Here is a 25,591-nt window from a genome sequence, read left to right on the forward strand (position 1 = left end):
GTAGCGTGCTCACGCGTGCCCCTTTCTCGTCTGCGTCGTCGGACCGTTCTCGTGCGGTGCGGAGAGCTGACCGTTCGTCCCGGTCCCCGGATCGTCGTCCGGGGTGAACCAGGGCAGGGCCGGGGAGGCCGAGGCGTCCGCCGGGGTCCGGGGGGCGGGGTCCGACCAGGGCAGGCGCAGCGTGAGCCCGGCCGGGGCCGGCCTTCCGCGGTGGCCGGCGCGCCCGGTCGACCGGCGCGGGCGCACCCGGTCCACCACGGCCATGCCGATCCGGAACACGGCGGCCGGGACGACCACGCAGAGCAGGACCCAGAAGACGGTGACGCCCCAGGGGCGGCCCACGCCCCACGGCTGCTCGGCGAGCACCTTCCCGCCGTACTTCAGCGAGACCGTGTAGTCGCCGTGCGCTCCGGCCGACAGTTCGACCGGGATCCTGATCCGCGCCTTGCGGCCGGGCTCGATGGTGCCGCGCCACTGCTGTTCCTCCCACTGCGGGGCGAACACCCCGTGGGCGGTGCCGACCTGGAAGACCGGGTTCCGCACGGGAGCCGTGCCGACGTTGCCGACGGTGAGGACGAGGGTGCGTGAGGGGGGCGAGCCGAACCAGGTCAGCAGACCGCTCGACCCGTCGAGCCGGGTGTCGGTCAGGACCGAGATCCGGCCGCCGCCCTCCTCCTTCGGCAGCGGCTCGACCGGGTGGCCCGCCACCATGAAGACGGCGTCGGCCTCGGCCTTCTCGCCGGTGACGGTGGCGACGTGCACCACGCAGGGGCAGGGCTCGGGCGGCTCGGTCACCGGCAGTTTCTTGCTGAAGCCGCCCTTCGCGTCGGTGGTGACGGCCCGTCCGTCGGCGTTGGCACAGGAGTTGGTGCCGCCGATCACCCCGCGCGAGGGCACGGACCGCCCGCAGATCAGCATCATCAGCAGCGTTCCGGGCCGCCATCCGCTGCCGGTCACGGTGACCGAACCGCCGCTGCCCGCCTCGGACCTGGACAGCGTGACGCCCGGCTTCCCGGCGGCGGACGCCGGGGCCACCGGGGCCAGCACCGCCGACAGGACCAGGACGAGTGCCGGCACCGCCCCCAGCGCCGCCGCCCGTATCTTGCCGCCCAGGACGCTCACGACACCGCTCCCGTCAACTCGACCTCCGTGCCGGGTCGTTCACCGGCCCCGCCGTCCCGCTCCCGGCGCCCGCCACGCCACGGTCCCCGCGTCCCGGTCCGCCTCCGCCTCCGTACGACGGACCAGACGCCCGGCACCGCCACCAGGACGCCTCCCGCCCCGGCCACGGCCCCCCACGGCACGAACCGGACCGACACGGTCGCCGCCGAGCGCACACCGCCCGCCGCCGTCACCGTCAGCCGCACGTCCGCCGCGTCGAGGACCGGCGGGTCGGTCCACGGCTCGTGGAGCACGGCCCGGCCGCCCGGCGGGAGTTCGACGGGCAGGACGCGCGGGCCCCGGTCGAGCAGGGTTCCGAAGACCCCGTCGACGTGCACGGCGAGGCGCGGGGCGAGGACCGTGGTGCCGCGGTTGACCAGCTCGTACGAGATCCGCCCGCCGCCCACCCTGACGTGCTCGACGGTCAGCGCCGGCAACGCCGGTCCCGGCACCCGGAGCCGGACCCGGACCGCCGAGGTGCGTCCGCCGCCGCTCGCGACGATCGCGCCGGGATGGTCACCGGGCACCGCCCCGGCCGGGACGCCGATGGTGAACGGGACGTCGGCGCGGGTGTGCGCCGGCACCCGTACGGACAGTTCGCGCACCGCGGTCCGGCGGCCGCGCGCACGTCCGGCGAAGGCGATCCACGCGCCCGCGTCCGCGGGCCGTCCGTCCATGGCGGAGGTGCCGTCGGGGGTGTCGTCCGCGGCGCCGCGCAGCCGGACGGTGAGGGGCCGCGCACCCGGGTTGAGCACGGACACCGCGTCCTGAAGGACCGTACCGGGGGCGCCCTCCGCGTAGACGGAGGGCCGTCCGTCGGCCGCGCCGCCCGCGGCCGGCACGACGGACCAGCCCTCGGCGGCCAGGGCCGTCGGTGCCGCGCCCAGCAGCACCAGGGTCAGGCCCAGCACGCGGGCGGCGGGGAGTGCGTACGGCATGCGGCGGCTCCAGGTCGTGGTGCGGGAAGGTCAGCGGCGTACCGCCTGGTGCCTGCGCGTCAGCCACAGCACGCCCGCCGCGCCCGCGAGCAGGACCGTGCCGCCGAGGGTGCCGAGGGCGACCACGGAGTCCTCGGGACCGGTCTGCGGGAGGGATCCGCCGGAGTCGGTGCCGCTCTGGCTCCCGCTGGATCCGGAACCGGAGGAACCCGAACTCGACGAGCCCGAGGTCGACGAACCCGACCCGCCGGCCGCCGCGACGTCGAGGGTCAGCGAGGGTCCCGGACTGTTCGAGGGCGTGCAGGTGGTCGTGGTGCCGAGGGCCTTGATGGTGAGGACGCCCGCGGTGAAGGTGACCTTGCCGGACTTCTTCGGCGTGTAGGTCCCGCTCAAGTCATTGATCTTGATGGGGGTGTTGGCGGGGATGGCCGCCGCGTTGGCCGGACCGCTGACCGCCACCGTGCCGCTGTCCGCGCCGCCCACCTTGATGACCGCGCTCGGCGTCATCGCGCCCTTGCCGAGCTCGACCGGACTGGAGGAGACGCCCTTCTGCCAGGACATGGTGAGCTTGTAGGAGCTGCCGCTCTTGACACCTTTGATGTCGATGGGCGACACGGCGCTCTTGTCGCCGATCGGCGTCTTGCACTGGTAGTTGACGTCCACCACCTGGGCCTGGGCTGCGGGGGCGGCCGTCAGCACCGCCGAGCCGGCCAGGGCCGCGGCGAACGCGAGCGCGGCGGTTCGTTTCTGGTACGTCCGGTACGACACGGGCCTGCCCCTCATTTCTGACGGAACATCAGATCGGCCGTCAAGGTACGCCCGGGAACTTGTGGAGGGAAGACAAAGTGCGCGCCGGATCCGCGGGGATCCCCGGCGCACCGGGCGTCACACCGAGGAGCCTTCGAGCCGCGGGTGGCCAAGTCCATGGAACGGGCGTGGAGTCGGGAGGCCGTCCCCAGGGGCGGACCGAGAAGCGGCCCCGCGAAGCCGACGGGAGGAGCGGACACGACCCCGGACGGGCCCGGGCGACCACTTCACGGAGGCCACCCGGCCCACGGCCCGCACCGAAACCCACACGCGCGCGAGCCCGGTCGCGGAACGAACGGACCTGCCGGCGGCACGCGTTCCGGCCCGGAAGCAGGCGAGTCGGAGCACGCCCCGTACCGGTGCCGGCACCGGCACCGGCGAAGGCCGCCTCGGCCACGGGGCGAACCGGACGGGACGAACGGCCAGGACACCGGCGGACGGCGGCACACCCCGCGAGGGCGACCTCGACCGCAGGACCGCCGGCACCGCCCCGGCAGGCGGGCCGCACACCGGGCCGACGGCCGGCCGACGCCGGACCGGGGCACGGGGCTGGACCACGGCGGCCCAGCCCTGAGGCCACGACGGACACCGCCCCGGCAGAGCAAGCCGCGCATCAGACCGACGGTCGGTCGGCCACGAGCCGGGACGGCAGCCGGACCGGCATCGGACCGGACCGACGACGAGCCGGCGACGGACCAGGTCACGGGACTGGAGCACGACCGGCCGGGCCCGGGCTGCGGACAGGCGGACCGGCGACCGGCGACCGGCGACCGGACAAGCAGACCACGCACCGGGCCGACAGCCGGCCGGCCGCGAACCGGGACAGCGACCGACCGACACCGGGCCGGGCCGGAGGCCGACCCTGCCGCGACCGGACCGACGACGAGCCGGCGACGGGCCGGGCCGCGGAACCGGTCCACGACGGGTCGGGCGGGAGCCTCAGCGGGCGGCGGCCCGGAGGCCGGCCCTGCCGCGGATCCCGCCGGTGGGGCTACGCGGGAGCGCCCAGTTCCGCCCATACCGTCTTGCCCGTGACTCCGGGCGCCCGTACGACCCCCCAGTCCAGGCAGAGCCGCTGCACGATGAACATGCCGTGACCGCCGGGACGGCCCGCGCGGTGCGGGGTGCGCGGGGCGGGCTGGCCGGCCCCGCGGTCGGAGACCTCGATGCGCAGCACCTTGTTGTCGCAGGAGATCCGGAGTTCGTCCGGACCCTCGGCGTGCAGACAGGCGTTGGTGACCAGCTCGGAGACGACCAGCAGGACGTCCTCGGCGGCAGCGCGCCGGTCGGCGCTCGCCGCGGGCAGCCAGCCCCACGCGTACAGCGCCTGCCGGGCGAAGTCGCGGGCGAGCGGCACGACGCCGCTCTCGCCGGCGAGGCTCAGCGTGCGGGCCTGGCGGCCGACGGGCGCGGGAGCCGGGGAGGCGTCGTCGACGGGCGTCACGCCGTCCACGGGCGTCACGCTCCGCGCGGACACCGCGGAAGCGGCGCCGTCGCCCGCTTCCGGGCCGCGGTCGCCCGGCGAGCAAGGCCGGGTGGTGCTCATCAGCGCTTCACCTCACCGATTCACCGGTTCACGATTCAAGACTCGGTACGCAGTACTCAGTACGGATGGATCAACGGCTTCCGCCGCTTGTGGACCAACGGCTTCCGCCGCGCCGGCCGCCGGCCCGTGGACCACCGACGTGTCCAGGATGTCTCCTGCCCGACGGAACCGTCCGAACACCCACTCATTCGGCACGGAACCCGTGACACGAGTGACGCTCCGGTCACTCAGGGACATCAGGGGCGCGAGCGACGACATCACCGAAAGTCCGCGGCTCAGCCCGCCAGGGCCGCTTCGAGCGTGTCGTGGACGGCGAAAACGGCCTCCGCCCCGGTGATCTCGAAGACCCGGGCCACCACCGGCTGCATCGCGGCCAGATGCACCCCGCCGCCCGCGGCCTCGGCCTTCAGCCGGGCGCCGAGCAGCACATTGAGCCCGGTGGAGTCACAGAACTCCAGACGGGAACAGTCGATGACCAGTCGCGTGCACCCCTTCTCGAGGCATCCCTCGAGTGGCTCACGCAACAGATCGGCCGTGTGGTGATCGAGCTCACCCGCGGGGGTCACGACAGCGCTCGTGCCCTCTTCCCGCACTTCGACAAGAAGCCGGCCAGACTGTGCGCTGCCGACCGTCCCGCGGTCCATGCCGTCTCTCTCCCGAGTGTCGCGACTACTGACGTACGCACTCGAACACTACGCCTTCTCCACGCCACCCGACACCCGAACAACCCTACGGAAATGGACATTTCATACCAGATGACACTTGCGGCGAGTTCGGGAAACCGGGTAGGGCTAGAAGAGACAGCTATTCGACCCGGCCGGCTCTGGAGGCGCCGCACACCGCAGTGCACGTATGGGCATCGGCGGCCATATGCCGAGAACGATGGAGGGCACATGTCACCCCGGCTCGACGCATCGCAGACCCTGACGGCGACGTCGGCACCTTCTCCGGAAGCTCCGGAGCACGTCGACGGAACCGGAACCCACGGAGTCGACGGACTCTCCGGACTCCCGGAGATCCCCCCGTACGACGAAGTGGGGCCGGTGGACGCACGGGCTCTGTCCAAGACACTCTTCGCACGGCTTCAGTCCCTCGAAGAGGGCACGCACGACTACGCGTACGTCCGCAACACACTCGTCGAACTCAACCTCGCGCTGGTGAAGTTCGCCGCCTCCCGCTTCCGCTCCCGCAGCGAGCCGATGGAGGACATCATCCAGGTCGGCACCATCGGCCTCATCAAGGCGATCGACCGGTTCGAGCTGAGCCGCGGGGTCGAGTTCCCCACCTTCGCCATGCCGACGATCATCGGCGAGATCAAGCGCTTCTTCCGCGACACCTCCTGGTCCGTGCGGGTACCGCGCAGGCTCCAGGAACTCCGCCTCGACCTGGCCAAGGCCGGCGACGAGCTGGCCCAGCGCCTCGACCGCGCCCCGACCGTGGACGAACTCGCGGAGCGGCTCGGCATCAGCCGCGACGAGGTCGTCGAGGGCATGGCCGCGTCCAACGCCTACACGGCCAGCTCACTGGACGCCCAGCCCGAGGAGGACGACTCCGAGGGCGCGCTCGCGGACCGCATCGGCTACGAGGACCACGGACTCGAGGGCATCGAGTACGTGGAGTCCCTCAAGCCGCTGATCGCCGAACTCCCGCAGCGCGACCGGCAGATCCTCTCGCTGCGGTTCGTGGCGAACATGACCCAGTCCGAGATCGGCGACGAACTCGGCATCTCCCAGATGCACGTCTCCCGGTTGCTGTCGCGCACCCTCGTGCGACTCCGGAAGGGCCTGACCGTCGAGGAGTGACAGGACTTCGCGGCCCGCGGGGCCGCGCATCCGGGCGGTCCGGCGCGAAGAGCGCCGGGCCGCTCCGTCTTTCCGGGCGCCCGTCCGGCCGCCCGGCGGCGCCCCGGTCCGCCCGCCGTCGAGGCCGCTCGCCCCGACCGGGGAGAACGTCTGCACGACACAGACAACTCTCTTGCCGCGCAGGGATGTTGAGAGCGCTCCCATGGAATCGTTGTTCAACAACTCTTTTCCCGGCAGGCCGATCCCGCCACTATGGGCATCCCAAACTGGCCGGTACGTCAGTTCGGGACGAACACGCACCAGGCACGGGAAGGCGGAGGAACATGGCGCAGGGGGACCCGGCCGACGAGAACGACGCGGCCGAGGGCGGCGGACCGGTCGCGGGGGCGTCCGACGCGCGGCTGACCGAGCTGCTGCGCGGCGGCACCTCGACGGCGTACACGGCCCTCCAGGAACTCCGCGCACGCCACCGCGCCTCCGTGCTCGCCTACGCCCGGCTGTGCACCACCGGCGAGTCCGGGGCCGGACAGCTCGCGGCGCACACCTTCACCCTCGCGGCCCGCGAGACGGCGCGCGGCATCGACCCGAACGTCCCCTGGCGGCACCAGCTCCTGCTGCTGACCGGGCGGGTGGCCGCCTCGTGGGCCCGGGACCAGCGGGCCGCGGGCCTCGACCCCGGTCTGCTCCTCGTCCTCAGCACGGCGGGCCCCGACGGCCCCGTCCCGTCCCTGCTCCCCGCCTTCCAGTCCCTCCCCTCCCGCGCCCAGGGCCTCATCTGGTACGCGGTCGTGGAACGCGAACCCGCGCGGCGGACGGCGGTCATGCTCGGCCTCACCTCCGAGGACGTCGCGTACGGCACCGCCCAGGCGCTCCAGTCGCTGGCCCAGGCCTGTCTGAGGTACCGGCTGGCCGCCTCGGACGATCCGCGCTGCGGGGACTTCCGCCGACTGATCGAGGAGTCGGTGCGGCCCGACAACCCCCGCTCCAGCACCGACCTCAACACCCACATGGCGCACTGCGCGCACTGCTCGGCCGCGTACGAGGAACTGACCGCCCTGCGCGACCATCCGCGCTCCGCCCTGGCCGAGGGCCTGCTGCCGTGGGCGGGCACGGCGTACGTCACGGACGACGTGCCGCAGCCGGGGCCCCTGCCTCCCGTACCGCCCGTCGGCCCGCGGGGACCGGCGCTGCTGTGGCCGCCCTCCCGCCGGGTCGTCCTGACCTCGGCGGCGGCGCTCGGCGTGGCCCTGGCGCCGGTCCTCTACCTGCTGCTGTCCCCGGACGCCACGCCGTCCACGGGCGCGGCGGGCTCGGTCGCCGCGCCGTCCGGGCCGCCCGCGGTGACCGTCACCGCCACGGTCCCGGTCACCCCGTCGGCCTCCCCCTCGCCCTCGGCCTCCCCCTCGCCGTCGGCGACCTCCGCGTCGCCTTCTCCGTCCCACAGCCCGGCACCGCCGAGGTCACCGAGCCCGAAGCCCACCCCGACCGTCGTCCTCCGCCCGCCGGGCAGCTCCTCCGCGCAGGTGGTGAACGTCGCCTCGGGGCTGTGCCTGGACGTCCGCGACGGCGACCTCGAGAAGGGCACCGACGTCGTCACGGCGCCCTGCAACTCCTCCCGCACCCAGCGCTGGCGCGTCGCCGACGGTTCCCTCCGGTCGGCCGCCGACGACGACTTCTGCCTGGACAGCCGCGGCTCCGTCGACCGCGGCGTGGGCATCTGGGCGTGCTCCTCGCTCGACGGCGACCACGGCGACAACCTCCGCTTCACCGTCGACGACGACGGGGTGATCCGCCCGGCCGTCGCCATCGAGACGGCGGTGACGCCGGACGGGGACGGTGGGCTGTCCCTGGTGCCGCTGACCGGGGGCACGGGCCAGCGCTGGCGCGCGGGCAGCGCCTGAGGGTCCGCGCGCCGGCGCCCGGCCCGTCCGCGGGCTCAGATCTCGCGGACTCCGCGGCGCCAGACGCCGGTGACCAGCGGGACACCGGGGCGGTAGGCGAGGTGGACGTGGCTGGGGGCGTCCAGCAGGGCGAGATCCGCGTAGGCGCCCGGCGCGATGCGGCCGACGTCGTCCCGGCGCAGGGCCCGCGCGCCGCCCGCGGTCGCCGACCACACCGCCTCGTCCGGGGTCATCCGCATGTCCCGTACCGCGAGCGCGATGCAGAAGGGCACGGACGAGGTGAAGGACGAGCCGGGGTTGCAGTCGGTGGACAGCGCCACCGTGACACCGGCGTCGATCAGCCTGCGGGCGTCCGGCCACTCGGCGCGGGTGGAGAACTCGGCGCCGGGCAGCAGGGTCGCCACGGTGTCGCCGCTCGCGAGGGCGTCGATGTCGGCGTCCGTCAGGTGGGTGCAGTGGTCGGCGCTCGCCGCGTCCAGCTCGACGGCGAGCTGGACGCCGGGGCCGTACGAGAGCTGGTTGGCGTGCACGCGCGGGTGCAGCCCCTTGGCCTTGCCGGCCGTGAGGATCGCGCGGGCCTGGTCGCCGTCGAAGGCGCCCTTCTCGCAGAAGACGTCCACCCAACGGGCGTACGGGGCGCAGGCGTCGAGCATCTCGCCGGTGACCAGGGCGACGTAGCCGGCCGGGTCGTCGGCGTAGTCCGGCGAGACGATGTGCGCGCCGAGGTAGGTGACCTCGTCGGTGTGTGAGGCGGCGATGCGCAGCGCGCGGGCCTCGTCCTCGACGGTCAGGCCGTAGCCCGACTTGGTCTCGAAGGTCGTGGTGCCCTGGCGGAGGGCCTCGCGCAGGTAGCGGGTGAGGTTGCGCTCCAGTTCCTCGTCGGAGGCGGCGCGGGTGGCGGCGACGGTGGTGCGGATGCCGCCCGCGCTGTACGCGCGGCCGGACATGCGGGCGTTGAACTCCTGGGTGCGGTCGCCCGCGAAGACCAGGTGCGAGTGGGAGTCGACGAAGCCGGGGATCACCGCGCGTCCACCGGCGTCGACCCGGTTGTCGGTGGCGGGTGCTTTGCTGGATTCACCGGTCCACGCGACCCGGTCGCCCTCGATGACGACGGCCGCGTCCTGGATCAGACCGAGCGGGGACCCGTCGCCCAGGGAGGGATCGTTGGTGACCAGACTGGCGATGTTGGTGATGACGGTCGTGCTGCTCATGGCGTCCTCAGGGGTGGCGGGACTGCTGGTGGGGGGCGTCGGGGGGGGGGGGGGGTGCTCCCGCCCGCCCGGGAGTCAGGAGCGCAGCGCCTGGACGGCGTCCGCGAGCGCTGTCGGCACGTCCGGTACGAGCGTGTGCGCGCCGTCGCGCACGATGTGCCGGCCCGCCACGACCGTGTGCCGGACGTCGGCGGCCGTGGCCGCGAATACGGCTGTCTCCGCGCCGAGGCGCGGCACCGGTCCCGCTGTCCTGACCGAGTCGAGGGCGATCGTCGTGAAGTCGGCGAGCGCGCCCGTCTCGATGCTGCCCGCGTCGTCCCAGCCGAGGGCCGCGTGGCCGTCGGCGGAGGCGGCGCGCAGCAGGGCGGCGGCCGTCCAGTGACCGCGGGTGCGGGTGCGCAGCCGTTCGTTCAGCTCCATCGCGCGGGCCTCTTCGAGGAGGTCGATGACGGCGTGGCTGTCGGAGCCGAGCGAGAGGGGTGAGCCCGCGGCCTGGAGGGCGACGGCGGGGCCGATGCCGTCGGCGAGGTCGCGTTCGGTGGTGGGGCACATGCAGGTGCCGGTGCCGGAGCCGCCGAGCAGGGCGATGTCCTCGTCGGTGAGGTGCGTGTTGTGGACGCCGGTGGTGCGCGGTCCGAGGACGCCGTGGTCGGCGAGCAGGCGGGTGGGCGTGCGGCCGTGTGCGGCCAGGCACGCCTCGTTCTCCGCCGTCTGCTCGGACAGGTGCACGTGGAGCGGGGCGCGCCGCTCCTCGGCCCAGCGCGCCACGGTGGCGAGCTGCCCGGCGGGCACGGCCCGTACGGAGTGGATCGCCGCGCCGATCCGTGCGTGGTCCCGGTCCTTGAGAAGGGAACAGCGTTCCGCCCAGGCCTCGGCGGTGCCGTCGGAGAAGCGCCGCTGGTGCCGGTTGGGCGGCTGTCCGAAGCCGGAGGAGAGGTAGGCCGTGTCCAGCAGGGTGATGCGGATGCCCGCGTCGGCCGCGGCGGCGACGAGCGCCTCGCCCATGGCGTTGGGGTCGGCGTAGGGGGTGCCGTCGTGGGCGTGGTGGACGTAGTGGAACTCGCCGACGGCGGTGACTCCGGCGAGGGCCATCTCCGCGTACACCGCGCGGGCCAGCGCGTGGTAGGTCTCCGGGGTCAGCCGGTCCGCGAAGGAGTACATGATCTCGCGCCAGGTCCAGAAGGTGCCGGAGCCGACCTGGACGGTGCCGCGCAGGGCGCGGTGGAAGGCGTGGGAGTGGGCGTTGGCGAGGCCCGGGAGGGTGAGTCCGCGCAGGATCTCGGCGCCCGGCGGCGGGGCGTCGACCCCGGTGCGGACGTCGGTGAAACGGCCGTCCGCACCGGCCCCGGAGCCGTCGGCCGACACGGTCACGGCGACGCCCGGCTCGACGTGGGTGCCGAGCCAGGCGTGTTCCAGCCAGTACGTCTGTGTCACCTGCAAGCCAGCCCTTCGAGTACGTCGGCGAGTGCGGTCACCCCGGCCACGCAGTCGTCCTCGGTGGCGTGCTCGGCCGGGGAGTGCGAGACACCCGTGGGGTTGCGTACGAACAGCATGGCGGTCGGGACGGTGCCGGAGAGGATTCCGGCGTCGTGTCCGGCCCCGGTCCCGAGGACGGGCACGTTCAGGGCGGCGTCGCGGTCCTTGCCCAGGATGCGGGCGAGTTCGTCGCGCAGGGCGTGCTCGAACTCGACGACGGGGGTGAACGACTCGCGGACGACGTCGAGTTCGACGCCCTGGGCCTCGGCGTACTCGCGGGCCGCCCTCTCGACGCCGTCGACGACCGTGTCGAGGGTCGCCTGGTCGGCGGCGCGGGAATCGAGCCAGCCGCGCACCAGGGAGGGGATGGCGTTCACGCCGTTCGGCTCGACGGCGATCTTGCCGAAGGTGGCGACGGCGCCCGCGAGCCGGGCCTCGCGGCGGGCGGCGAGGACGGTCTCGGCGTACGGCAGCATCGGGTCGTGGCGGTCCACGAGCCGGGTGGTGCCGGCGTGGTTGGCCTCGCCGCGGAAGTCGAAGCGCCAGCGGCCGTGCGGCCAGATGGCGCTGGCGATGCCGACCTGGTCGCCGCTCAGGTCGAGGGCGCGGCCCTGCTCGACGTGGAGTTCGACGAACGCGCCGATCCGGCCGAGGCGTTCGGGGTCGGGCCCGATGGCGGCGGGGTCGTACCCGGCGCGCTCCATGGCCTGCGGCAGGGTAATGCCGTCGGCGTCGGTGAGCCGGTGGGCCTGCTCGACGGTGAGCTGTCCGGCGGCCAGCCGGGAGCCGACGCAGGCGAGGCCGAAGCGGGCGCCCTCCTCGTCACCGAAGTTGACGATGGCGAGGGGTTTGGTGAAGCGGACACCGCGGGCGCGGAGTTCGTCGAGGGCGGCGAAGGAGGAGACGACCCCGAGGGGGCCGTCGAAGGCGCCGCCGTCGGGCACGGAGTCCAGGTGGGAGCCGGTGACGACGGCGTCCCCCTCGGCGGGGTCGCCGAGCCAGGCCCATTGGTTGCCGTTGCGGTCGAGTTCGTAGGTGAGCCCGCGGGACTCGGCCTGCTGCCGGAACCAGTCGCGGCAGTCGGTGTCGGCCCCGGTCCAGGCGAACCGGCGGTAGCCGCCGGAGGCGGAGCTGCGGCCGATCGGCCGCAGCTCCGCCCACATGCTGTGGAACGTCACGCGTCGCCGCCCTCGCGCATCGGCACCCGGACCCCGCGCTCGTCCGCGACGGACTCGGCGATGTCGTACCCGGCGTCGACGTGCCGGATGACGCCCATGCCCGGGTCGTTGGTGAGCACCCGGCGGATCTTCTCCCCGGCGAGCTTGGTGCCGTCGGCGACGGAGACCTGGCCCGCGTGGATGGAGCGGCCCATGCCGACGCCGCCGCCGTGGTGGAGGGAGACCCAGGAGGCACCGGAGGCGACGTTCACCATGGCGTTGAGCAGCGGCCAGTCGGCGATCGCGTCGGAGCCGTCGAGCATGGCCTCGGTCTCGCGGTACGGGGAGGCGACGGAGCCGCAGTCGAGGTGGTCGCGGCCGATGGCCAGCGGGGCCGCCAGCTCGCCCGAGGCCACCATGTCGTTGAAGCGCTCACCGGCCTTGTCGCGCTCGCCGTAGCCGAGCCAGCAGATGCGGGCGGGCAGTCCCTGGAAGTGGACGCGCTCGCCGGCCATCTTGATCCAGCGGTGCAGCGACTCGTTCTCCGGGAAGAGGTCGAGGATCGCCTTGTCCGTCTTGTGGATGTCGGAGGCCTCGCCGGACAGGGCCGCCCAGCGGAAGGGGCCCTTGCCCTCGCAGAAGAGGGGGCGGATGTAGGCGGGGACGAAGCCGGGGAAGGCGAAGGCGCGGTCGTAGCCGGCGAGCTGGGCCTCGCCGCGGATGGAGTTGCCGTAGTCGAAGACCTCGGCGCCGGCGTCCATGAAGCCGACCATGGCCTCGACGTGCTTGGCCATGGACTCGCGGGCGCGGGTGGTGAAGCCGGCCGGGTCCTTGGCGGCCGCATCGGCCATGTCGTCGAAGTCGACGCCGACGGGGAGGTAGGCGAGCGGGTCGTGGGCCGAGGTCTGGTCGGTCACGATGTCGACGGGCGCGCCCTCGGCGAGCATGCGCGGCAGCAGTTCCGCCGCGTTGCCGAGCAGGCCGATGGAGAGCGGCTTGCGCTGGTCACGGGCCTCGACGGCGAGCTGGAGGGCGTGCTCCAGGGAGTCGGCCTTCACGTCCAGGTAGCGGTGCTCGATGCGGCGCTCGATGGCGCGGGGGTCGCAGTCGATGCAGATGGCGACGCCGTCGTTCATCGTCACGGCGAGCGGCTGGGCGCCGCCCATGCCGCCGAGACCGGCGGTCAGCGTGATGGTGCCGGCGAGGGTGCCGTTGAACTTCTTCGCGGCGACGGCGGCGAAGGTCTCGTAGGTGCCCTGGAGGATGCCCTGGGTGCCGATGTAGATCCAGGAACCCGCGGTCATCTGGCCGTACATGGTCAGGCCGAGCTGCTCCAGGCGGCGGAACTCCTCCCAGTTCGCCCAGTCGCCGACCAGGTTGGAGTTGGCGATGAGGACGCGCGGGGCCCACTCGTGGGTCTGCATGACGCCGACGGGACGGCCGGACTGGACGAGCATCGTCTCGTCCTGCTTGAGGGTCCGCAGCGTGCGGACCATGGCGTCGAAGGAGCGCCAGTCACGGGCGGCCTTGCCGGTGCCGCCGTAGACGACGAGCTTGTCGGGGTGCTCGGCGACCTCGGGGTCGAGGTTGTTCTGCAGCATCCGCAGGGCGGCTTCCTGCTGCCATCCCAGGGCGCTCAGTTCCGTACCGCGCGGCGCTCGGACGGGGCGGGGTCCTGACATGGTCTGCCTCCCAGCGGACTGTTGATGTAGATATTCACATCCTGACTTCTTGAATAAGACTAGTCAATAGGCGCGCGGCCCCGCGCGCGCTTCCGCCGGGTGTTTGGCTGGGACGCATGGGCGCAGACATGGACAGGGCAGGGGATCGGGCGGACGACGGCGGCGCGGGCGGGCCCCGGCGTCCCCGGCGGAGGGTTCGGGACCACCGTCGGCCCGCGCGACGGGACACGGGAGCACGGACGGGGGCCGGACGGCGATGAACGGCGACGGAACGACGGGCCCGGACCGGGCGGCGGACCGGGAGGGCGACCGGCCGGCGCGGGCGGACGGGCCGGCACCGGGATCCGGGCCGGACGCCGGGCGGGTCCCGCGGCGGGACCACGCCGTGCGGGCCGCCGTGGAGCGGGGGCTCCTCGGCCCGGACCACCCGGTCGTCGCGCTCCTCGACGTGACCGGCGTCCGGGCTTCGGTCGCCGCGCTGCACGCCGCCTTCGAGGCGGTGACCGCTCCCGGCACCCCGGTGCTGCACGCCTTCGCGGTGAAGGCGACGCCCCTCGTGCCCGTGCTGCGACTGCTGCACGAGCGGGGCATCGGCGCGGAGGTGGCGAGCCCCGGGGAGCTCGCGCTCGCCGCGGCGGCCGGGATCCCGCCCGGGCGGACCGTGCTCGACTCGCCGGCCAAGACGCCCGCCGAGCTGCGCGAGGCACTCGCCCTGGGCGTCGCGGTCAACGCCGACAACCCGCAGGAACTGGACCGCATCGACGCCCTCGTCCGTTCGACGGACACCTCCTCCCCCATCGGAATCCGGGTGAACCCGCAGGTCGGCGCGGGTTCGATCGGGGCACTGTCCACGGCGACGGCGACCTCCAAGTTCGGGGTCGCACTGCGGGACGAGGGGGCCCGCGCGTGGATCGTGCGGGCGTACGCCGACCGCCCCTGGCTGACCCGGCTGCACGCGCACTCCGGCTCGCAGGGCATGCCGCTCCCGCTGATGGCGCGGGGCGTGGCGGAGACGTACGCGCTGGCGGAGGAGATCAACCGGCGCGTCGGGCGGCACCAGGTCGACACGGTCGACATCGGCGGCGGGCTGCCGGTCGACTTCGGCTCCGACGCCACGGCACCGACGTACGAGCAGTACGCGCGGCTGCTCGCGCGGGCGGCACCGGGACTGTTCGACGGACGGTACGGGCTGGTCACCGAGTTCGGACGGTCACTGCTGGCCAAGCACGGGACGGTGCTGGCCCGGGTCGAGTACACGAAGTCCGCCGGGGGCCGGGCGGTCGCGGTCACCCACGCCGGGGTGCAGGTGGCGACCCGCACGGTGTACGCGCCGGAGTCGTGGCCGCTGCGGATCGCCGCGTACGACGCCAAGGGGCACCCCAAGCCGGGGCCGGACGTCGTCCAGGACGTCGCGGGTCCGGCCTGCTTCGCGGGCGACCTGCTCGCCGAGGGCCGCCCGCTGCCGCTGCTCGAACAGGGCGACCACGTGGCCGCCCTGGACACCGGCGCGTACTGCTTCGCCCACCACTACGCGTACAACTCCCTGGTCCGCCCCGGCGTCTACGGCTTCACGCCGGCCGGGGACGCCGTGCGCTTCGCCGTCGTGCGGGAGCCGCAGACCCTCGCGGAGATCGTCACGGAGTCGGGCGGGGCCCACGCCCACGCGCTGACCGGCCTGTAGCGATTCCAGCCCCTCCGGCGTTCGAGGAGCGGTGTCCGGGGCGCGGCCCCGAGCACGGGAGGACAGGGGCAGCGGAACGTGACCCCGAGGCACCCCACGGGCTCACCGACACCCCGGCGCGCACTCGAACCGAGGGCGCCCGTTCGCACCCATGTGCGCCCCCTCGGCACCGCTCCAGGGCAGCACGAACCGACCCCAGGAGGTTTAGACGCGCCCGAGAATGTGGCCAGTCGACCCACCTTAGTCACCGCGGGCATTTTCCACAGGAAAATGCCGGATCACTCCCTTCCCGTGCGCACAGTGCGTAACTTCTTCGTCACTCGGCCGAACCCTTTGGCGGGAGGGAGACACGGTGCCCGGTATCGACGAGTGCCTGCTGGAGGCCATGACACTGCCCGGGGCCCGGGGCGCCTCGGTGGTCGACTGGACCAGCGGCCTGGCCCTGGGCACGGTCGGCGACGCTCCGGGTGACGACCACGAGACGACCGCGGCGGAAGCCGCCGAACTGGCCCGACTCGCCGCGGAGAACCGATCGTTCGCCCCCAAGGGCGGCTCCGACTGGTCGGAGTGGTCCGACCAGGAGACCCCGATCGAAGACCTGATCATCAGCAACCGCGACAGCTATCACGTCCTGCGGTTCGTCCGGACCGCCTTCGACAGCAGCGTGTTCCTGCACCTGTGGCTGGCCCGCTCGGACGGCAACCTCGCCCTGGCGCGCATCCGGCTGGGCGAGATGGCCGGACGGCTGGTGCTCGTATGACCACCGTCAGGACGCCTCCCCCGCCCCGGCTCCCGATACGGGACACGGCACCGGGCGCCGCCGGCGGCGTCTCACCGATGCTCGGCAGGCTCGCCGACGAGCGCGCCACCGGAGTCCTCATCCGCGAGCGCGGCACCCTCTACCTCGCCGACGGCGAGGTGGTGCACGCCGAGAGTCCCGCCACCCCCGGACTCGACGTCCTGTTCTCCGTCCACGGCGTCCTGGCCCCCGAGGTGTGGCGGGAGGCGGTCGCCACCGCCGGCGCGCGCCGCCGGGTCGGCCGGTTCCTGATCGACAGCGGGCGGATCGCCGAGGGCGCGCTGGAACTGTGCCACCTCGGCTCCCTGTACGACGCCGCCTACTTCGTCCTCGGGCCGAGCAGCACCCCGAGCCGCTTCCGGTACGGCGCCGCGCACTGGTTCGGCCCGCTGCGTCCCGTCCCGGTCGCCGCGGTGGAACGCGAGACGGTGCGCCGGCGTGAACTCCTGCACCGGATCTGGCCCGACCCGGCGACCGACACCGCGCCCCTGCGGCGCGCCCCGCTCGCCGCGGAGCCGACCGTACCGCTGCGTCAGGAGGCCGTCCTCGGCCGGGTGGACGGCGTCCGCACGGCGGCGGACGTGTCCCTCGCGCTGGGGCGGCCCGCCTTCCACACGCTCGTCGACCTGCGCCGGCTCGCCGCCGCCGGACTCGTGACGGCGGCGCCCGTACCGCAGCCGCTCCCCCCGCCCAGCGTGCTCACCCAGACCTCCGCCGATCCCGACGTCGCGCTGCTGCGGCGGCTCAGAGACGCGCTGGAGGCCTTGTGAGTCCCAACCCCGCGGGAGGCCTTGTGATCCGCGCGCTACGACAGCGTGCCGAGAGGAGACTGCTGATGGCGGCGGAGGCCGAAGTCCTGGACGAACTCCACCGGCTCCGGGCCCGGGTGCCCCAGCTGACCGGAGCCCTCGCGGCCAGCGCCGACGGTCTCGTCCTCGCCCACGACACACCCGGCGTCGAGCCGGACGGCCTGGCCGCGCTCACCGCGGCCGCCCTGGGAGTCGCCATCCGTATGGCCGAGTCCACCGGCCACGGCGACCTGCGCGAGCTGCTGGTGCGCGGCGTGCACGGCTATGTCGCGACGTACGCGGCGGGCGGCTCCGCCGTCCTGACGCTGCTCGCCCAGGACCGGGTCAACGTCGGCCGGCTGCACCTGGAGGGGCGGCGCTCCGGCACCCGGATCGGCGAGCTCGTCGACGCCGCCACGGCCCGAGGCGAGCCGGCCGCCGAACCGGCCAGGACCTCCACGAAGGCCCCGCTGCGCACGCGCACCCCACGCGGCACCACCCCGCGTTCCCCGTCCACTCCTGCCACCAACCACCCGAGAACATCAGAGAGCTGAAGGAGCACCACACCATGTCGAACACCGAGACCGCCCTCAAAGAGGCTCTGGCGTCCATCGAGGGCGCGACCGGAGCCGCCCTCGTCGACTACACCAGCGGAATGGCGCTGGGCACCATCGGCGGCAGCAAGAGCTTCGACCTCACCGTCGCGGCGGCCGGCAACACCGACGTCGTCCGCGCCAAGCTGCGCACGATGGAACACCTGGGCCTGAAGGGCGACATCGAGGACATCCTGATCACGCTCTCGGACCAGTACCACCTGATCCGGCTGATGAAGGGCCGCGGCGGGAACGGTCTGTTCCTGTACCTGGTCCTCGACCAGAAGCGGGCCAACCTGGCGATGGCCCGGCACCAGTTGAAGCGGATCGAGTCCGATCTGGAGATCTAGTCCGCCGCACCGGGTCCGGTTCCGTTCCGGTCAGTGACGCCGCGCCCCACCGGGCGCGGCGTCACCCGCAGCCACTCCCGTGGCCCGGACGGCCCGGACCGGCTTCCCGACGGGGGCACCCGCGCGCGGGCCGAGCCAGTCGACGCGCACCCAGATCAGCGCCTGCCCGGCACGCTCCAGGCGTCCGAGCCGGGCGGCCTTCCACCACAGCCCGACACCCGCTCCGGCGAGCAGCATGCCGCCCGCGGCGGGCACGGCGAACGAGCTCCCCAGCGCGGCGGCGAAGGCGAGCAGCAGCCACCAGCGGTGGCCCCTGCGCCAGTTGCGCACGGTCACGGCACGGTCCTGGAGCACATCGTGCTTACCGGCGCGCGCGGCCGAGCGGACCAGGGCGTCGTACCGCTTCCTGCGCCAGTACGCCACCACGGCCGCCGTGACGAGGAACAGCGCGGTCCCGGCCAGGACGCCGATCCTGCGCCCCGTCAGCCCCGGGAGCAGCACCCCGATCCCGGCGGCCAGCACTCCGCACCACCACAGCGGCGCGGCTCCCGCCCGCACCACGACGGCCACCCGGGCCAGTCCCTGTCCTCCGCGCGCCACGATCCGCCTCCCGTCCCAGCACCTGCACGTCCACGGGCACGCCGTCGACCGCCGTCACGCCCGTATGCCTTCGGGCGCGCAGGTTAGCCACGGAAGGTGAGACGCGTCTGAGAAACGCCGGAATCGCCGCTCCGGCGCCCGGAGGGGCCCGCCCCTACTCCACGAACAGTCCGCGCACCGCGGCCCGTGCGTCGAACTGCTCCAGCCGTGCCTGCGCGTCCGGCAGGTCGTCGCACATGGCCTCCAGCAGAACGCGGCCGAGCAGCATCGGCGCGCACGCCGTGTCGAACGCGAGACCGGTGCCGACGGCGGCGGGGAGCAGCAGGTCGGACACCTTCGCCACCGGCGCGAACGCCGAGTCCGCGACCGTGACGACCGTCAGCCCGGCCTCCTTCGCGTAGCCGAGGGCGTCGACGACCTCGCGCGGGTGCCGGGGCAGCGCGAAGCACAGCAGGGCCGTGGCCCCGGCCCGGACGGCCGCGTCGACGCGGTCCTGGAGCATCGTGCCGCCCTCGTGCAGCAGCCGCACGTCGGGGTGCACCTTGGCGGCGAAGTAGGCGAAGCCGTAGGCCTGGGAGGCGGCGGCGCGCAGCCCGAGGACGGGCAGCGGGCGGGACGCGGCCAGCAGGCGCCCCGCCCTCGCGACCGGACGCGGATCGGCGAGCACCGCGGCGAGGTGGCGCAGGTTCTCGATCTCGGCCTCGACGGCCTGCTGGTACTCGTTGTACGAGGCGGTGTCGGCGGCCGGTTCGGCGGGGGCGACCTCGCGCAGGTGCCTGCGCAGCGCCGGGTAGCCGTCGAAGCCGAGCGCCACCGCGAAGCGGGTGACGGAGGGCTGGCTGACCCCGGCGAGTTCGGCGAGCTCGACGCTGGACAGGAACGGCACGTCGGCGGCGCTGCGCACCATGCTGTGGGCGATGCGCCGCTGGGTCGGGGTGAGCCGGCGCCCTTCGAAGAGGCTCTGGAGCCGTCCGGCGGGGCTGTCGCTCACACTCGTGTCGCTCTCCACGCCGGTGTCCCCCATGGCCGTGCCGTTCCCCATCGCCTTGCCGTCACCGTCCCTGCCCCTGTCGTCACCGGCCCTGTCGCCGCCCGTGCTCATGACGTGCTCCCCCTCCAGATGTCCGTGAACCGGTCGAGCGGTGCGGCGTCGGCCGTCACCTCGTCCGGGAGCGGCCGGTCGGTCCGCTCCGCGCCGGGCGACGCCTCCGCCGCCTCCTGTGCCCGCCCGGCCGGCGGCTCCGGGTCGGGCCGGCACGGCGCGCTCACCGCGGCGGCCGGTTCGCGGCCGACGACGGGACGGTACGCGCCGGGCGTCCGGCGCGCGGCGGGCGAGGCGGGGCCCGCCTGTTCCTCGACGCCCCGGGAGAGTACAGCGTGGCCGGGCCGGGCGGGCGCGGAGAAGGCCCGCGGGACACCGGGCACGGTGCCGGTGCCGTGGCCGTCCGGGGCCACGAGTGCGACGGCCGCCCGGGGCGTCACCGCACACGACATGCCCACGACCTGCGACGACACCACGCGCACACCCTTCTATTCAGGTACCGAGAACTCTGCATGACGATATGCAGGCGGGCAAGGGGCACCTTCCGGGGGCTCGGCCCAGCCGTAACAGGGGGGCTATCCCCAGTGCCACGCGCGCCTCGGCTGCCTAACGTGATGGACATGACCGGTATGAACGCCCGCCATGACGACGCGGAGCTGAAGAAGGAACTCGACGCCACCCTGCACGCGCGCAGGGAACTCGGCGCCGAGTACGAGTCCGCGCTGGTCGACTCCTTCATGGAGAAGGTCGAGCAGCGTCTCGACAGCACCGTCGACCGCCGGGTGCGGCGCCGGCTCGCCGAACAGCAGATGGCGGTGGCGCGCGACGCCCGCTCGCCCCGGTCGGCCGACTCCTGGGGAGAGCGCTTCGGCTTCGGGATCGTCTCGCTCGTCCTCGCGATCCCGCTCTCCGCGATCGGCGTCGTCAACGAGCACCTGCCCGGACTGCTGGTCGCCTGGGGCGGCATCGTCGGGGTGAACGTGGTCCAGGCGGCGCGCCTGTCCCCCGGTTTCTTCGGCCGCCGCGGGTCCCGGCAGGAGTCCGACTGGGAGGAGTAGGCGCCGGAGGGGCGCCGGTGAGCCGGGAGACGCGCCGGGAAGCCGACGCCACGGGACGGGAGGACGGGCGGCGCGGAATCCCGTACCGCATACGAGAGGGCCCGGCGCTCGGGACGAGCGCCGGGCCCTTCGACGTATTGCGCGGGGACCGCCGCACCCCCGGTGAAGGGGGGCGGGACGACGGCGGTCCCCGCGAGGGACGCGGGCCGGGTCAGGACCGGGCTTGCGCGTCCTAGGCGTCCATGGAGGTCCGGGAGCCGCTCCGGAGGTCCTTGGCGCCGTTCGGCGTCGGCCCGGGCGGGGAGCCGCTCCCGCCCTGCCGACACCCACCAATGTGCCGGACCCGTGTTAAGCGGGTGCTGCGCGGACGTGACGCGCTCGTACCACTTCCGCGAAGTTCGTCCCGGCCGGAGCCTGAAGATCCACACGGATCCGACACTTCGAACAAAAATCCTGCTCAGACCCCGGACTGCCGGACGATGTACGTCCGGTGCCGCGTCCGGCCGTCACCCGTGCGCCCCGGACCGCCGCCCCGCGGCCGGGCCCGGACGGCCCCATGGCCCCCGGCGGTCTCCCGGGGGCCCGGCGCGGTCAGGCCTTGGTGCCGCCCTTGGCCAGGAAGGACAGCAGGTCCTGCCGGCTGACGACGCCGGTGGGCTTGCCCTCGACGAGCACGATCGCCGCGTCGGCGCCGCCGAGCACGGTCATCAGGTCGCCGACCGGCTCGCCGGAGCCGACCTGCGGCAGCGGGGAGGACATGTGCTTCTCCAGCGGGTCCTCCAGGGAGGCCCGCTTGGTGAACAGCGCGTCCAGGAGCTCGCGCTCCACGACCGAGCCGATGACCTCGGCGGCCATCACGTCCGGGTGACCGGCGCCCGGCTTGACGATCGGCATCTGGGAGACGCCGTACTCGCGCAGCACCTCGATGGCCTCGCCGACGGTCTCCTCCGGGTGCATGTGCACGAGGGACGGGATGGAGCCGCCCGCCTTGTCGTTCAGCACGTCGGCGACCCGGGCGCTGGGGCCCTCGTCCTCCAGGAATCCGTAGTCGGCCATCCACTCGTCGTTGAAGATCTTGCTGAGGTAGCCGCGTCCGCTGTCGGGGAGCAGCACCACCACGACGTCGTCGGGGCCGAGACGCTCGGCGACCCGCAGCGCGGCGACGACGGCCATGCCGCAGGAACCGCCGACGAGCAGCCCCTCCTCCTTGGCCAGTCGGCGCGTCATCTGGAAGGAGTCCTTGTCGGACACCGCGACGATCTCGTCCGCGACCGTCCGGTCGTAGGCGGTCGGCCAGAAGTCCTCACCGACGCCCTCGACGAGGTAGGGCCGGCCGGAGCCGCCGGAGTACACGGACCCCTCGGGGTCGGCGCCGACGACCTGCACCTTGCCGTCGCTGGCGTCCTTCAGGTAGCGGCCGGTGCCGGAGATCGTGCCGCCGGTGCCCACGCCCGCGACGAAGTGCGTGATCTTCCCCTCGGTCTGCTCCCACAGCTCGGGACCGGTGGAGTGGTAGTGCGAGAGGGGATTGTTCGGGTTGGAGTACTGGTCGGGCTTCCAGGCACCGGGGGTCTCCCGCACCAGCCGGTCGGAGACGTTGTAGTACGAGTCCGGGTGCTCCGGGTCGACGGCGGTGGGGCACACCACGACCTCGGCCCCGTACGCGCGCATCACGTTGATCTTGTCGGCGGAAACCTTGTCGGGGCACACGAAGATGCACTTGTACCCCTTCTGCTGCGCCACGATGGCGAGCCCCACACCGGTGTTGCCACTGGTCGGCTCGACGATCGTGCCGCCGGGCTTGAGCGCGCCGCTCTCCTCCGCCGCCTCGATCATGCGCAGGGCGATGCGGTCCTTCACGGATCCGCCGGGGTTGAAGTATTCGACCTTCGCCAGGACGGTCGCCTGGATACCCGCGGTCACGCTGTTGAGCCTCACCAGCGGGGTGTTGCCGACGAGACTGATCATCGAGTCGTGGAATTGCACCGTTGTCTCCGGAGCTGCGTTTTTTACAGGAATGGTCCCGTCAGCCTACGGCCCTGGGCAGCCGTTCACCCGTGGTTGAGATTGGCTCACCCGTTCTCCGGGGCAAGCAGTGGTTGTACGGCTACAGGAGGTGGCGGCGACGGATGTCGAGCATGTCGAGGGCGAGGGTGGCCCGGCGGATCGCCGCGGGCGCGGCGTACGGCGGGGGCGGGGTCGGCCTGGTGGGGGCGGCGGCCGTCGGTCTGGTGCTGGCCGAGGTCCAGCTGGCGAAGCGGCACGTGGGCAACGGGCACGCTCCCTACGCTCCGCGCGCGGAGGGTCTGTACGGATACGACTACACCGGCGCCCCCAGCGGTGAGGCCCCGCTGCGGCTGACGATGCTCGGCGACTCGACGGCCGCGGGGCAGGGGGTGCACAGGGCCCGCCAGACGCCGGGCGCGCTGCTGTCCTCCGGGCTCGCGGCGGTGGCCGAGCGGCCGGTGGAGCTGTGCAACGTGGCGCTGCCCGGCGCCCAGTCCGACGACCTGGACCGCCAGGTCGCGCTCGCCCTCGCGGACCCCTCCCGGCCGCCCGACATCTGCGTGATCATGATCGGCGCGAACGACGTGACGCACCGGATGCCGCCGACGCGCTCCGTGCGCCACCTGTCCGCGGCGGTGCGCCGGCTGCGCACGGCCGGTGCGGAGGTGGTCGTCGGCACCTGTCCCGATCTGGGCACGGTCGAGCAGGTCCAGCAGCCGCTGCGCTGGCTGGCGCGGCGCGCGTCCCGCCAGCTGGCGGCCGCCCAGACGATCGGGACGGTCGAGCAGGGCGGCCGCACGGTGTCGCTGGGCGACCTGCTGGGCCCGGAGTTCGCGGCGAACCCGCGCGAGCTGTTCGGCCCGGACAACTACCACCCCTCGGCCGAGGGGTACGCCACCGCGGCCATGGCGATACTTCCCACGGTCTGCGCGGCGCTCGGCCTCTGGCCGGCCGAGGAGGAGCGCCCGGACGTCTCGCGTCACGAGGGGTTCCTGCCGGTCGCCCGTGCGGCGGCCGAGGCGGCCTCCGAGCCCGGCACCGAGGTCACCGCCGCGATGCCCACCGGCCCCCGTGGCCCCTGGGCCCTCCTCAAGCGCCGCCGCCGCCAACGCCTCCCGGCGACGGACCCGGCCCCGACCCCGTCCAACTGACCCCTCCGGGGGCGAGGGCGAGCCGAGGCCCGTACCCGGCCGCAGGTGCGCGGGGGCTGATCACCCAGTTCCCCGCGCCCCTGACCCCGTCACCCGACCCGGCGTCGCCCCGCCACTCAGCCCCGGCCGACGGGAAGATCAAGTCCCGGCCGACGGAAAGATTCAGCCCCTCCGGCGATTGAGGAGCGGGGTCCGGGGCGGAGCCCCGTGGGCGGCCACCCCGGCGCGGGGTTCCTCACGACCCCGGTCGGGGATAAACACCCCAGAGGCGCCCCCGCCAGGAAAAAGCAAGCGCTTAGAAAAGTGCGGCCGGTGTCACACCCCCACACCGGTGACCTCGACGGTACGTACGGGTAACTTCCCAAGCAGCCCTGCACACTTCCCGTACGCCAATGGAGCCGTGATGCCCGAAGCCGTGATCGTCTCAGCCGCCCGCTCCCCGATCGGCCGCGCCTTCAAGGGCTCCCTGAAGGACGTGCGCCCCGACGACCTGACCGCCACGATCATCCAGGCCGCCCTCGCCAAGGTCCCCGAGCTGGACCCGAAGCTCATCGACGACCTGATGCTCGGCTGCGGCCTCCCCGGCGGCGAGCAGGGCCACAACCTCGGCCGCATCGTGGCCGTGCAGATGGGAATGGACCACCTCCCGGGCTGCACCATCACCCGTTACTGTTCCTCGTCCCTCCAGACCTCCCGCATGGCCCTGCACGCCATCAAGGCGGGCGAGGGCGACGTCTTCATCTCGGCGGGCGTCGAGATGGTGTCGCGGTCCGTCAAGGGCACCTCGGACGGCCTGCCCGAGACCCACAACCCCCTCTTCGCCGACGCCGAGGCCCGCACCCTCGATGTCGCGCAGTCGGAGGGTTCGGCCTGGCACGACCCGCGCGAGGACGGCCTGATCCCGGACGCGTACATCGCGATGGGCCAGACCGCCGAGAACCTGGCCCGCCTCAAGGGCGTCACCCGCCAGGACATGGACGAGTTCGGCGTCCGCTCGCAGAACCTCGCCGAGGAAGCCATCAAGAACGGCTTCTGGGAGCGCGAGATCACCCCGATCACGACCCCGGACGGCACGGTCGTCAGCAAGGACGACGGCCCGCGCGCGGGCGTGACGCTGGAGGCCGTCCAGGGCCTCAAGCCGGTCTTCCGCCCCGACGGCCTGGTCACCGCCGGCAACTGCTGCCCGCTGAACGACGGCGCCGCCGCCCTCGTGATCATGTCCGACACGAAGGCCCGCGAGCTCGGCCTGACCCCGCTCGCCCGCATCGTCTCGACCGGCGTCACCGGCCTCTCCCCCGAGATCATGGGCCTGGGCCCGGTGGAGGCCAGCAAGCAGGCCCTCAGCCGCGCCGGCCTCACCGTGGACGACATCGACCTGTTCGAGATCAACGAGGCCTTCGCCGCCCAGGTGATCCCGAGCGCCCGCGACCTCGGTATCCCGATGGACAAGCTGAACGTGAACGGCGGCGCCATCGCCATCGGCCACCCCTTCGGCATGACCGGCGCCCGCATCACCGGCACGCTCATCAACAGCCTCCAGTTCCACGACAAGCAGTTCGGCCTGGAGACCATGTGCGTCGGTGGCGGCCAGGGCATGGCGATGGTCATCGAACGCCTCAGCTGACCGCGACGACCCGTTCCCGTGACGGGTTTTGAACCCAGCGTGAACGAATCGGCCCAGAAGCCCGGAACCACCGGGCCTCTGGGCCGATTTGTGATCCAATCCCTTCCAAGATGTGACCTATGTCCCCTCGGGTGGGTATTTCCGCAGGTCAGATGCGTGCACGGCTAAACCTTGGGCACAAAGTCCTGTCCTATTCGTGACGTTACGCACTGACAGT

23 protein-coding genes are annotated in these 25,591 nt (G+C 73.4%); 10 read left to right on the forward strand and 13 right to left on the reverse strand.

What is annotated here, in order from left to right:
* Positions 1 to 9: 9 nt before the first annotated feature.
* The 5 genes from CW362_RS18930 to CW362_RS18950 form a co-directional block, all read right to left on the reverse strand.
* Complete coding sequence (locus tag CW362_RS18930; RefSeq protein ID WP_240657862.1) at positions 10 to 1,113, reverse strand: hypothetical protein; 1,104 nt, start codon at positions 1,111 to 1,113, stop codon at positions 10 to 12.
* A gap of 5 nt (positions 1,114 to 1,118) precedes the next feature.
* Positions 1,119 to 2,099 carry a hypothetical protein gene (locus CW362_RS18935; RefSeq protein WP_103550690.1) on the reverse strand — a complete coding sequence of 327 codons (981 nt, stop codon included), beginning with the start codon at positions 2,097 to 2,099 and terminating at the stop codon, positions 1,119 to 1,121.
* 30 nt (positions 2,100 to 2,129) lie between these two features.
* Positions 2,130 to 2,882 carry an LPXTG cell wall anchor domain-containing protein gene (locus CW362_RS18940; RefSeq protein ID WP_103550691.1) on the reverse strand — a complete coding sequence of 251 codons (753 nt, stop codon included), beginning with the start codon at positions 2,880 to 2,882 and terminating at the stop codon, positions 2,130 to 2,132.
* A gap of 1,015 nt (positions 2,883 to 3,897) precedes the next feature.
* Positions 3,898 to 4,452: an ATP-binding protein gene (locus tag CW362_RS18945; RefSeq protein ID WP_103550692.1), complete on the reverse strand. Its 555-nt coding sequence runs from the start codon at positions 4,450 to 4,452 to the stop codon at positions 3,898 to 3,900.
* A gap of 275 nt (positions 4,453 to 4,727) precedes the next feature.
* On the reverse strand, positions 4,728 to 5,096 hold the full coding sequence (locus tag CW362_RS18950) for an STAS domain-containing protein (RefSeq protein WP_103550693.1): 369 nt from the start codon (positions 5,094 to 5,096) through the stop codon (positions 4,728 to 4,730).
* 249 nt (positions 5,097 to 5,345) lie between these two features.
* Here CW362_RS18950 and CW362_RS18955 point away from each other — a divergent pair, with 249 nt between their 5' ends.
* A complete protein-coding gene (locus tag CW362_RS18955; protein ID WP_103550694.1) occupies positions 5,346 to 6,254 on the forward strand; it encodes an RNA polymerase sigma factor SigF in 909 nt (302 codons plus the stop codon).
* Positions 6,255 to 6,577: 323 nt separating this feature from the next.
* Positions 6,578 to 8,155 carry an RICIN domain-containing protein gene (locus tag CW362_RS18960; protein WP_103550695.1) on the forward strand — a complete coding sequence of 526 codons (1,578 nt, stop codon included), beginning with the start codon at positions 6,578 to 6,580 and terminating at the stop codon, positions 8,153 to 8,155.
* Between the two features lie 35 nt (positions 8,156 to 8,190).
* Here CW362_RS18960 and hutI read toward each other — a convergent pair whose 3' ends face one another.
* From hutI to hutU, 4 genes are all read right to left on the reverse strand, one after another.
* On the reverse strand, positions 8,191 to 9,366 hold the full coding sequence (hutI, locus tag CW362_RS18965; protein WP_103550696.1) for an imidazolonepropionase: 1,176 nt from the start codon (positions 9,364 to 9,366) through the stop codon (positions 8,191 to 8,193).
* A 75-nt stretch (positions 9,367 to 9,441) separates the two neighbouring features.
* On the reverse strand, positions 9,442 to 10,800 hold the full coding sequence (locus tag CW362_RS18970) for a formimidoylglutamate deiminase (protein ID WP_103550697.1): 1,359 nt from the start codon (positions 10,798 to 10,800) through the stop codon (positions 9,442 to 9,444).
* Entirely contained in the window at positions 10,797 to 12,020 is a 1,224-nt protein-coding gene (locus CW362_RS18975) for an allantoate amidohydrolase (protein WP_103550698.1), read from the reverse strand. Before CW362_RS18975 ends, CW362_RS18970 begins: the two co-directional genes overlap by 4 nt.
* Positions 12,017 to 13,681, reverse strand: a complete 1,665-nt coding sequence (gene hutU, locus CW362_RS18980) for a urocanate hydratase (protein ID WP_103550699.1) — start codon at positions 13,679 to 13,681, stop codon at positions 12,017 to 12,019. Before hutU ends, CW362_RS18975 begins: the two co-directional genes overlap by 4 nt.
* 256 nt (positions 13,682 to 13,937) lie before the next feature.
* On the opposite strand from hutU, the gene CW362_RS18985 reads away from it, so the two are divergent.
* From CW362_RS18985 to CW362_RS19005, 5 genes are all read left to right on the forward strand, one after another.
* Positions 13,938 to 15,362, forward strand: a complete 1,425-nt coding sequence (locus CW362_RS18985) for a type III PLP-dependent enzyme domain-containing protein (protein ID WP_103550700.1) — start codon at positions 13,938 to 13,940, stop codon at positions 15,360 to 15,362.
* Positions 15,363 to 15,714: 352 nt separating this feature from the next.
* On the forward strand, positions 15,715 to 16,122 hold the full coding sequence (locus CW362_RS18990; protein WP_037628227.1) for a hypothetical protein: 408 nt from the start codon (positions 15,715 to 15,717) through the stop codon (positions 16,120 to 16,122).
* On the forward strand, positions 16,119 to 16,931 hold the full coding sequence (locus tag CW362_RS18995; protein ID WP_103550701.1) for a hypothetical protein: 813 nt from the start codon (positions 16,119 to 16,121) through the stop codon (positions 16,929 to 16,931). Before CW362_RS18990 ends, CW362_RS18995 begins: the two co-directional genes overlap by 4 nt.
* Positions 16,932 to 16,996: 65 nt before the next feature.
* Positions 16,997 to 17,503, forward strand: coding sequence for a roadblock/LC7 domain-containing protein (locus CW362_RS19000; RefSeq protein ID WP_103550702.1), 507 nt, complete (start codon positions 16,997 to 16,999; stop codon positions 17,501 to 17,503).
* A 14-nt stretch (positions 17,504 to 17,517) separates the two neighbouring features.
* Positions 17,518 to 17,892 carry a roadblock/LC7 domain-containing protein gene (locus tag CW362_RS19005; RefSeq protein ID WP_103550703.1) on the forward strand — a complete coding sequence of 125 codons (375 nt, stop codon included), beginning with the start codon at positions 17,518 to 17,520 and terminating at the stop codon, positions 17,890 to 17,892.
* A gap of 30 nt (positions 17,893 to 17,922) precedes the next feature.
* Here the strand turns inward: CW362_RS19005 and CW362_RS19010 are convergent, their stop codons facing one another.
* From CW362_RS19010 to CW362_RS19020, 3 genes are all read right to left on the reverse strand, one after another.
* The gene (locus CW362_RS19010) at positions 17,923 to 18,492 is read right to left on the reverse strand and encodes a hypothetical protein (RefSeq protein ID WP_103550704.1); all 570 of its coding nucleotides are present in this window, start codon (positions 18,490 to 18,492) and stop codon (positions 17,923 to 17,925) included.
* Positions 18,493 to 18,646: 154 nt separating this feature from the next.
* Entirely contained in the window at positions 18,647 to 19,516 is an 870-nt protein-coding gene (locus CW362_RS19015) for a MurR/RpiR family transcriptional regulator (RefSeq protein WP_103550741.1), read from the reverse strand.
* 74 nt (positions 19,517 to 19,590) lie between these two features.
* The gene (locus CW362_RS19020; protein ID WP_162684123.1) at positions 19,591 to 20,010 is read right to left on the reverse strand and encodes a hypothetical protein; all 420 of its coding nucleotides are present in this window, start codon (positions 20,008 to 20,010) and stop codon (positions 19,591 to 19,593) included.
* 144 nt (positions 20,011 to 20,154) lie between these two features.
* On the opposite strand from CW362_RS19020, the gene CW362_RS19025 reads away from it, so the two are divergent.
* Complete coding sequence (locus CW362_RS19025; protein WP_162684124.1) at positions 20,155 to 20,592, forward strand: hypothetical protein; 438 nt, start codon at positions 20,155 to 20,157, stop codon at positions 20,590 to 20,592.
* 591 nt (positions 20,593 to 21,183) lie between these two features.
* Here the strand turns inward: CW362_RS19025 and CW362_RS19030 are convergent.
* Positions 21,184 to 22,578 (reverse strand): cystathionine beta-synthase, encoded by a 1,395-nt coding sequence (locus CW362_RS19030; protein ID WP_103550707.1) that lies wholly within the window; start codon positions 22,576 to 22,578, stop codon positions 21,184 to 21,186.
* Positions 22,579 to 22,721: 143 nt separating this feature from the next.
* Here CW362_RS19030 and CW362_RS19035 point away from each other — a divergent pair, with 143 nt between their 5' ends.
* Both CW362_RS19035 and CW362_RS19040 read left to right on the forward strand, forming a co-directional pair.
* On the forward strand, positions 22,722 to 23,750 hold the full coding sequence (locus CW362_RS19035; RefSeq protein WP_103550708.1) for an SGNH/GDSL hydrolase family protein: 1,029 nt from the start codon (positions 22,722 to 22,724) through the stop codon (positions 23,748 to 23,750).
* 403 nt (positions 23,751 to 24,153) lie between these two features.
* The gene (locus CW362_RS19040) at positions 24,154 to 25,374 is read left to right on the forward strand and encodes an acetyl-CoA C-acetyltransferase (RefSeq protein WP_103550709.1); all 1,221 of its coding nucleotides are present in this window, start codon (positions 24,154 to 24,156) and stop codon (positions 25,372 to 25,374) included.
* The last annotated feature ends 217 nt before the right edge of the window (positions 25,375 to 25,591 follow it).

The sequence above is a fragment of the Streptomyces populi genome, from assembly GCF_002911015.1.
Taxonomy (GTDB): domain Bacteria; phylum Actinomycetota; class Actinomycetes; order Streptomycetales; family Streptomycetaceae; genus Streptomyces; species Streptomyces populi.

What these genes read in the sequence shown, in the direction of transcription:
- CW362_RS18935 (WP_103550690.1), bottom strand. Translation starts at nt 2,099, where the DNA reads ATGCCGTACGCACTCCCCGCCGCCCGCGTGCTGGGCCTGACCCTGGTG.
- CW362_RS18940 (WP_103550691.1), bottom strand. Translation starts at nt 2,882, where the DNA reads ATGAGGGGCAGGCCCGTGTCGTACCGGACGTACCAGAAACGAACCGCC.
- CW362_RS18945 (WP_103550692.1), bottom strand. Translation starts at nt 4,452, where the DNA reads ATGAGCACCACCCGGCCTTGCTCGCCGGGCGACCGCGGCCCGGAAGCG.
- CW362_RS18950 (WP_103550693.1), bottom strand. Translation starts at nt 5,096, where the DNA reads ATGGACCGCGGGACGGTCGGCAGCGCACAGTCTGGCCGGCTTCTTGTC.
- CW362_RS18955 (WP_103550694.1), top strand. Translation starts at nt 5,346, where the DNA reads ATGTCACCCCGGCTCGACGCATCGCAGACCCTGACGGCGACGTCGGCA.
- CW362_RS18960 (WP_103550695.1), top strand. Translation starts at nt 6,578, where the DNA reads ATGGCGCAGGGGGACCCGGCCGACGAGAACGACGCGGCCGAGGGCGGC.
- hutI (WP_103550696.1), bottom strand. Translation starts at nt 9,366, where the DNA reads ATGAGCAGCACGACCGTCATCACCAACATCGCCAGTCTGGTCACCAAC.
- hutU (WP_103550699.1), bottom strand. Translation starts at nt 13,681, where the DNA reads ATGTCAGGACCCCGCCCCGTCCGAGCGCCGCGCGGTACGGAACTGAGC.
- CW362_RS18985 (WP_103550700.1), top strand. Translation starts at nt 13,938, where the DNA reads ATGAACGGCGACGGAACGACGGGCCCGGACCGGGCGGCGGACCGGGAG.
- CW362_RS18995 (WP_103550701.1), top strand. Translation starts at nt 16,119, where the DNA reads ATGACCACCGTCAGGACGCCTCCCCCGCCCCGGCTCCCGATACGGGAC.
- CW362_RS19000 (WP_103550702.1), top strand. Translation starts at nt 16,997, where the DNA reads ATGGCGGCGGAGGCCGAAGTCCTGGACGAACTCCACCGGCTCCGGGCC.
- CW362_RS19005 (WP_103550703.1), top strand. Translation starts at nt 17,518, where the DNA reads ATGTCGAACACCGAGACCGCCCTCAAAGAGGCTCTGGCGTCCATCGAG.
- CW362_RS19015 (WP_103550741.1), bottom strand. Translation starts at nt 19,516, where the DNA reads ATGGGGGACACCGGCGTGGAGAGCGACACGAGTGTGAGCGACAGCCCC.
- CW362_RS19025 (WP_162684124.1), top strand. Translation starts at nt 20,155, where the DNA reads ATGACCGGTATGAACGCCCGCCATGACGACGCGGAGCTGAAGAAGGAA.
- CW362_RS19035 (WP_103550708.1), top strand. Translation starts at nt 22,722, where the DNA reads ATGTCGAGCATGTCGAGGGCGAGGGTGGCCCGGCGGATCGCCGCGGGC.
- CW362_RS19040 (WP_103550709.1), top strand. Translation starts at nt 24,154, where the DNA reads ATGCCCGAAGCCGTGATCGTCTCAGCCGCCCGCTCCCCGATCGGCCGC.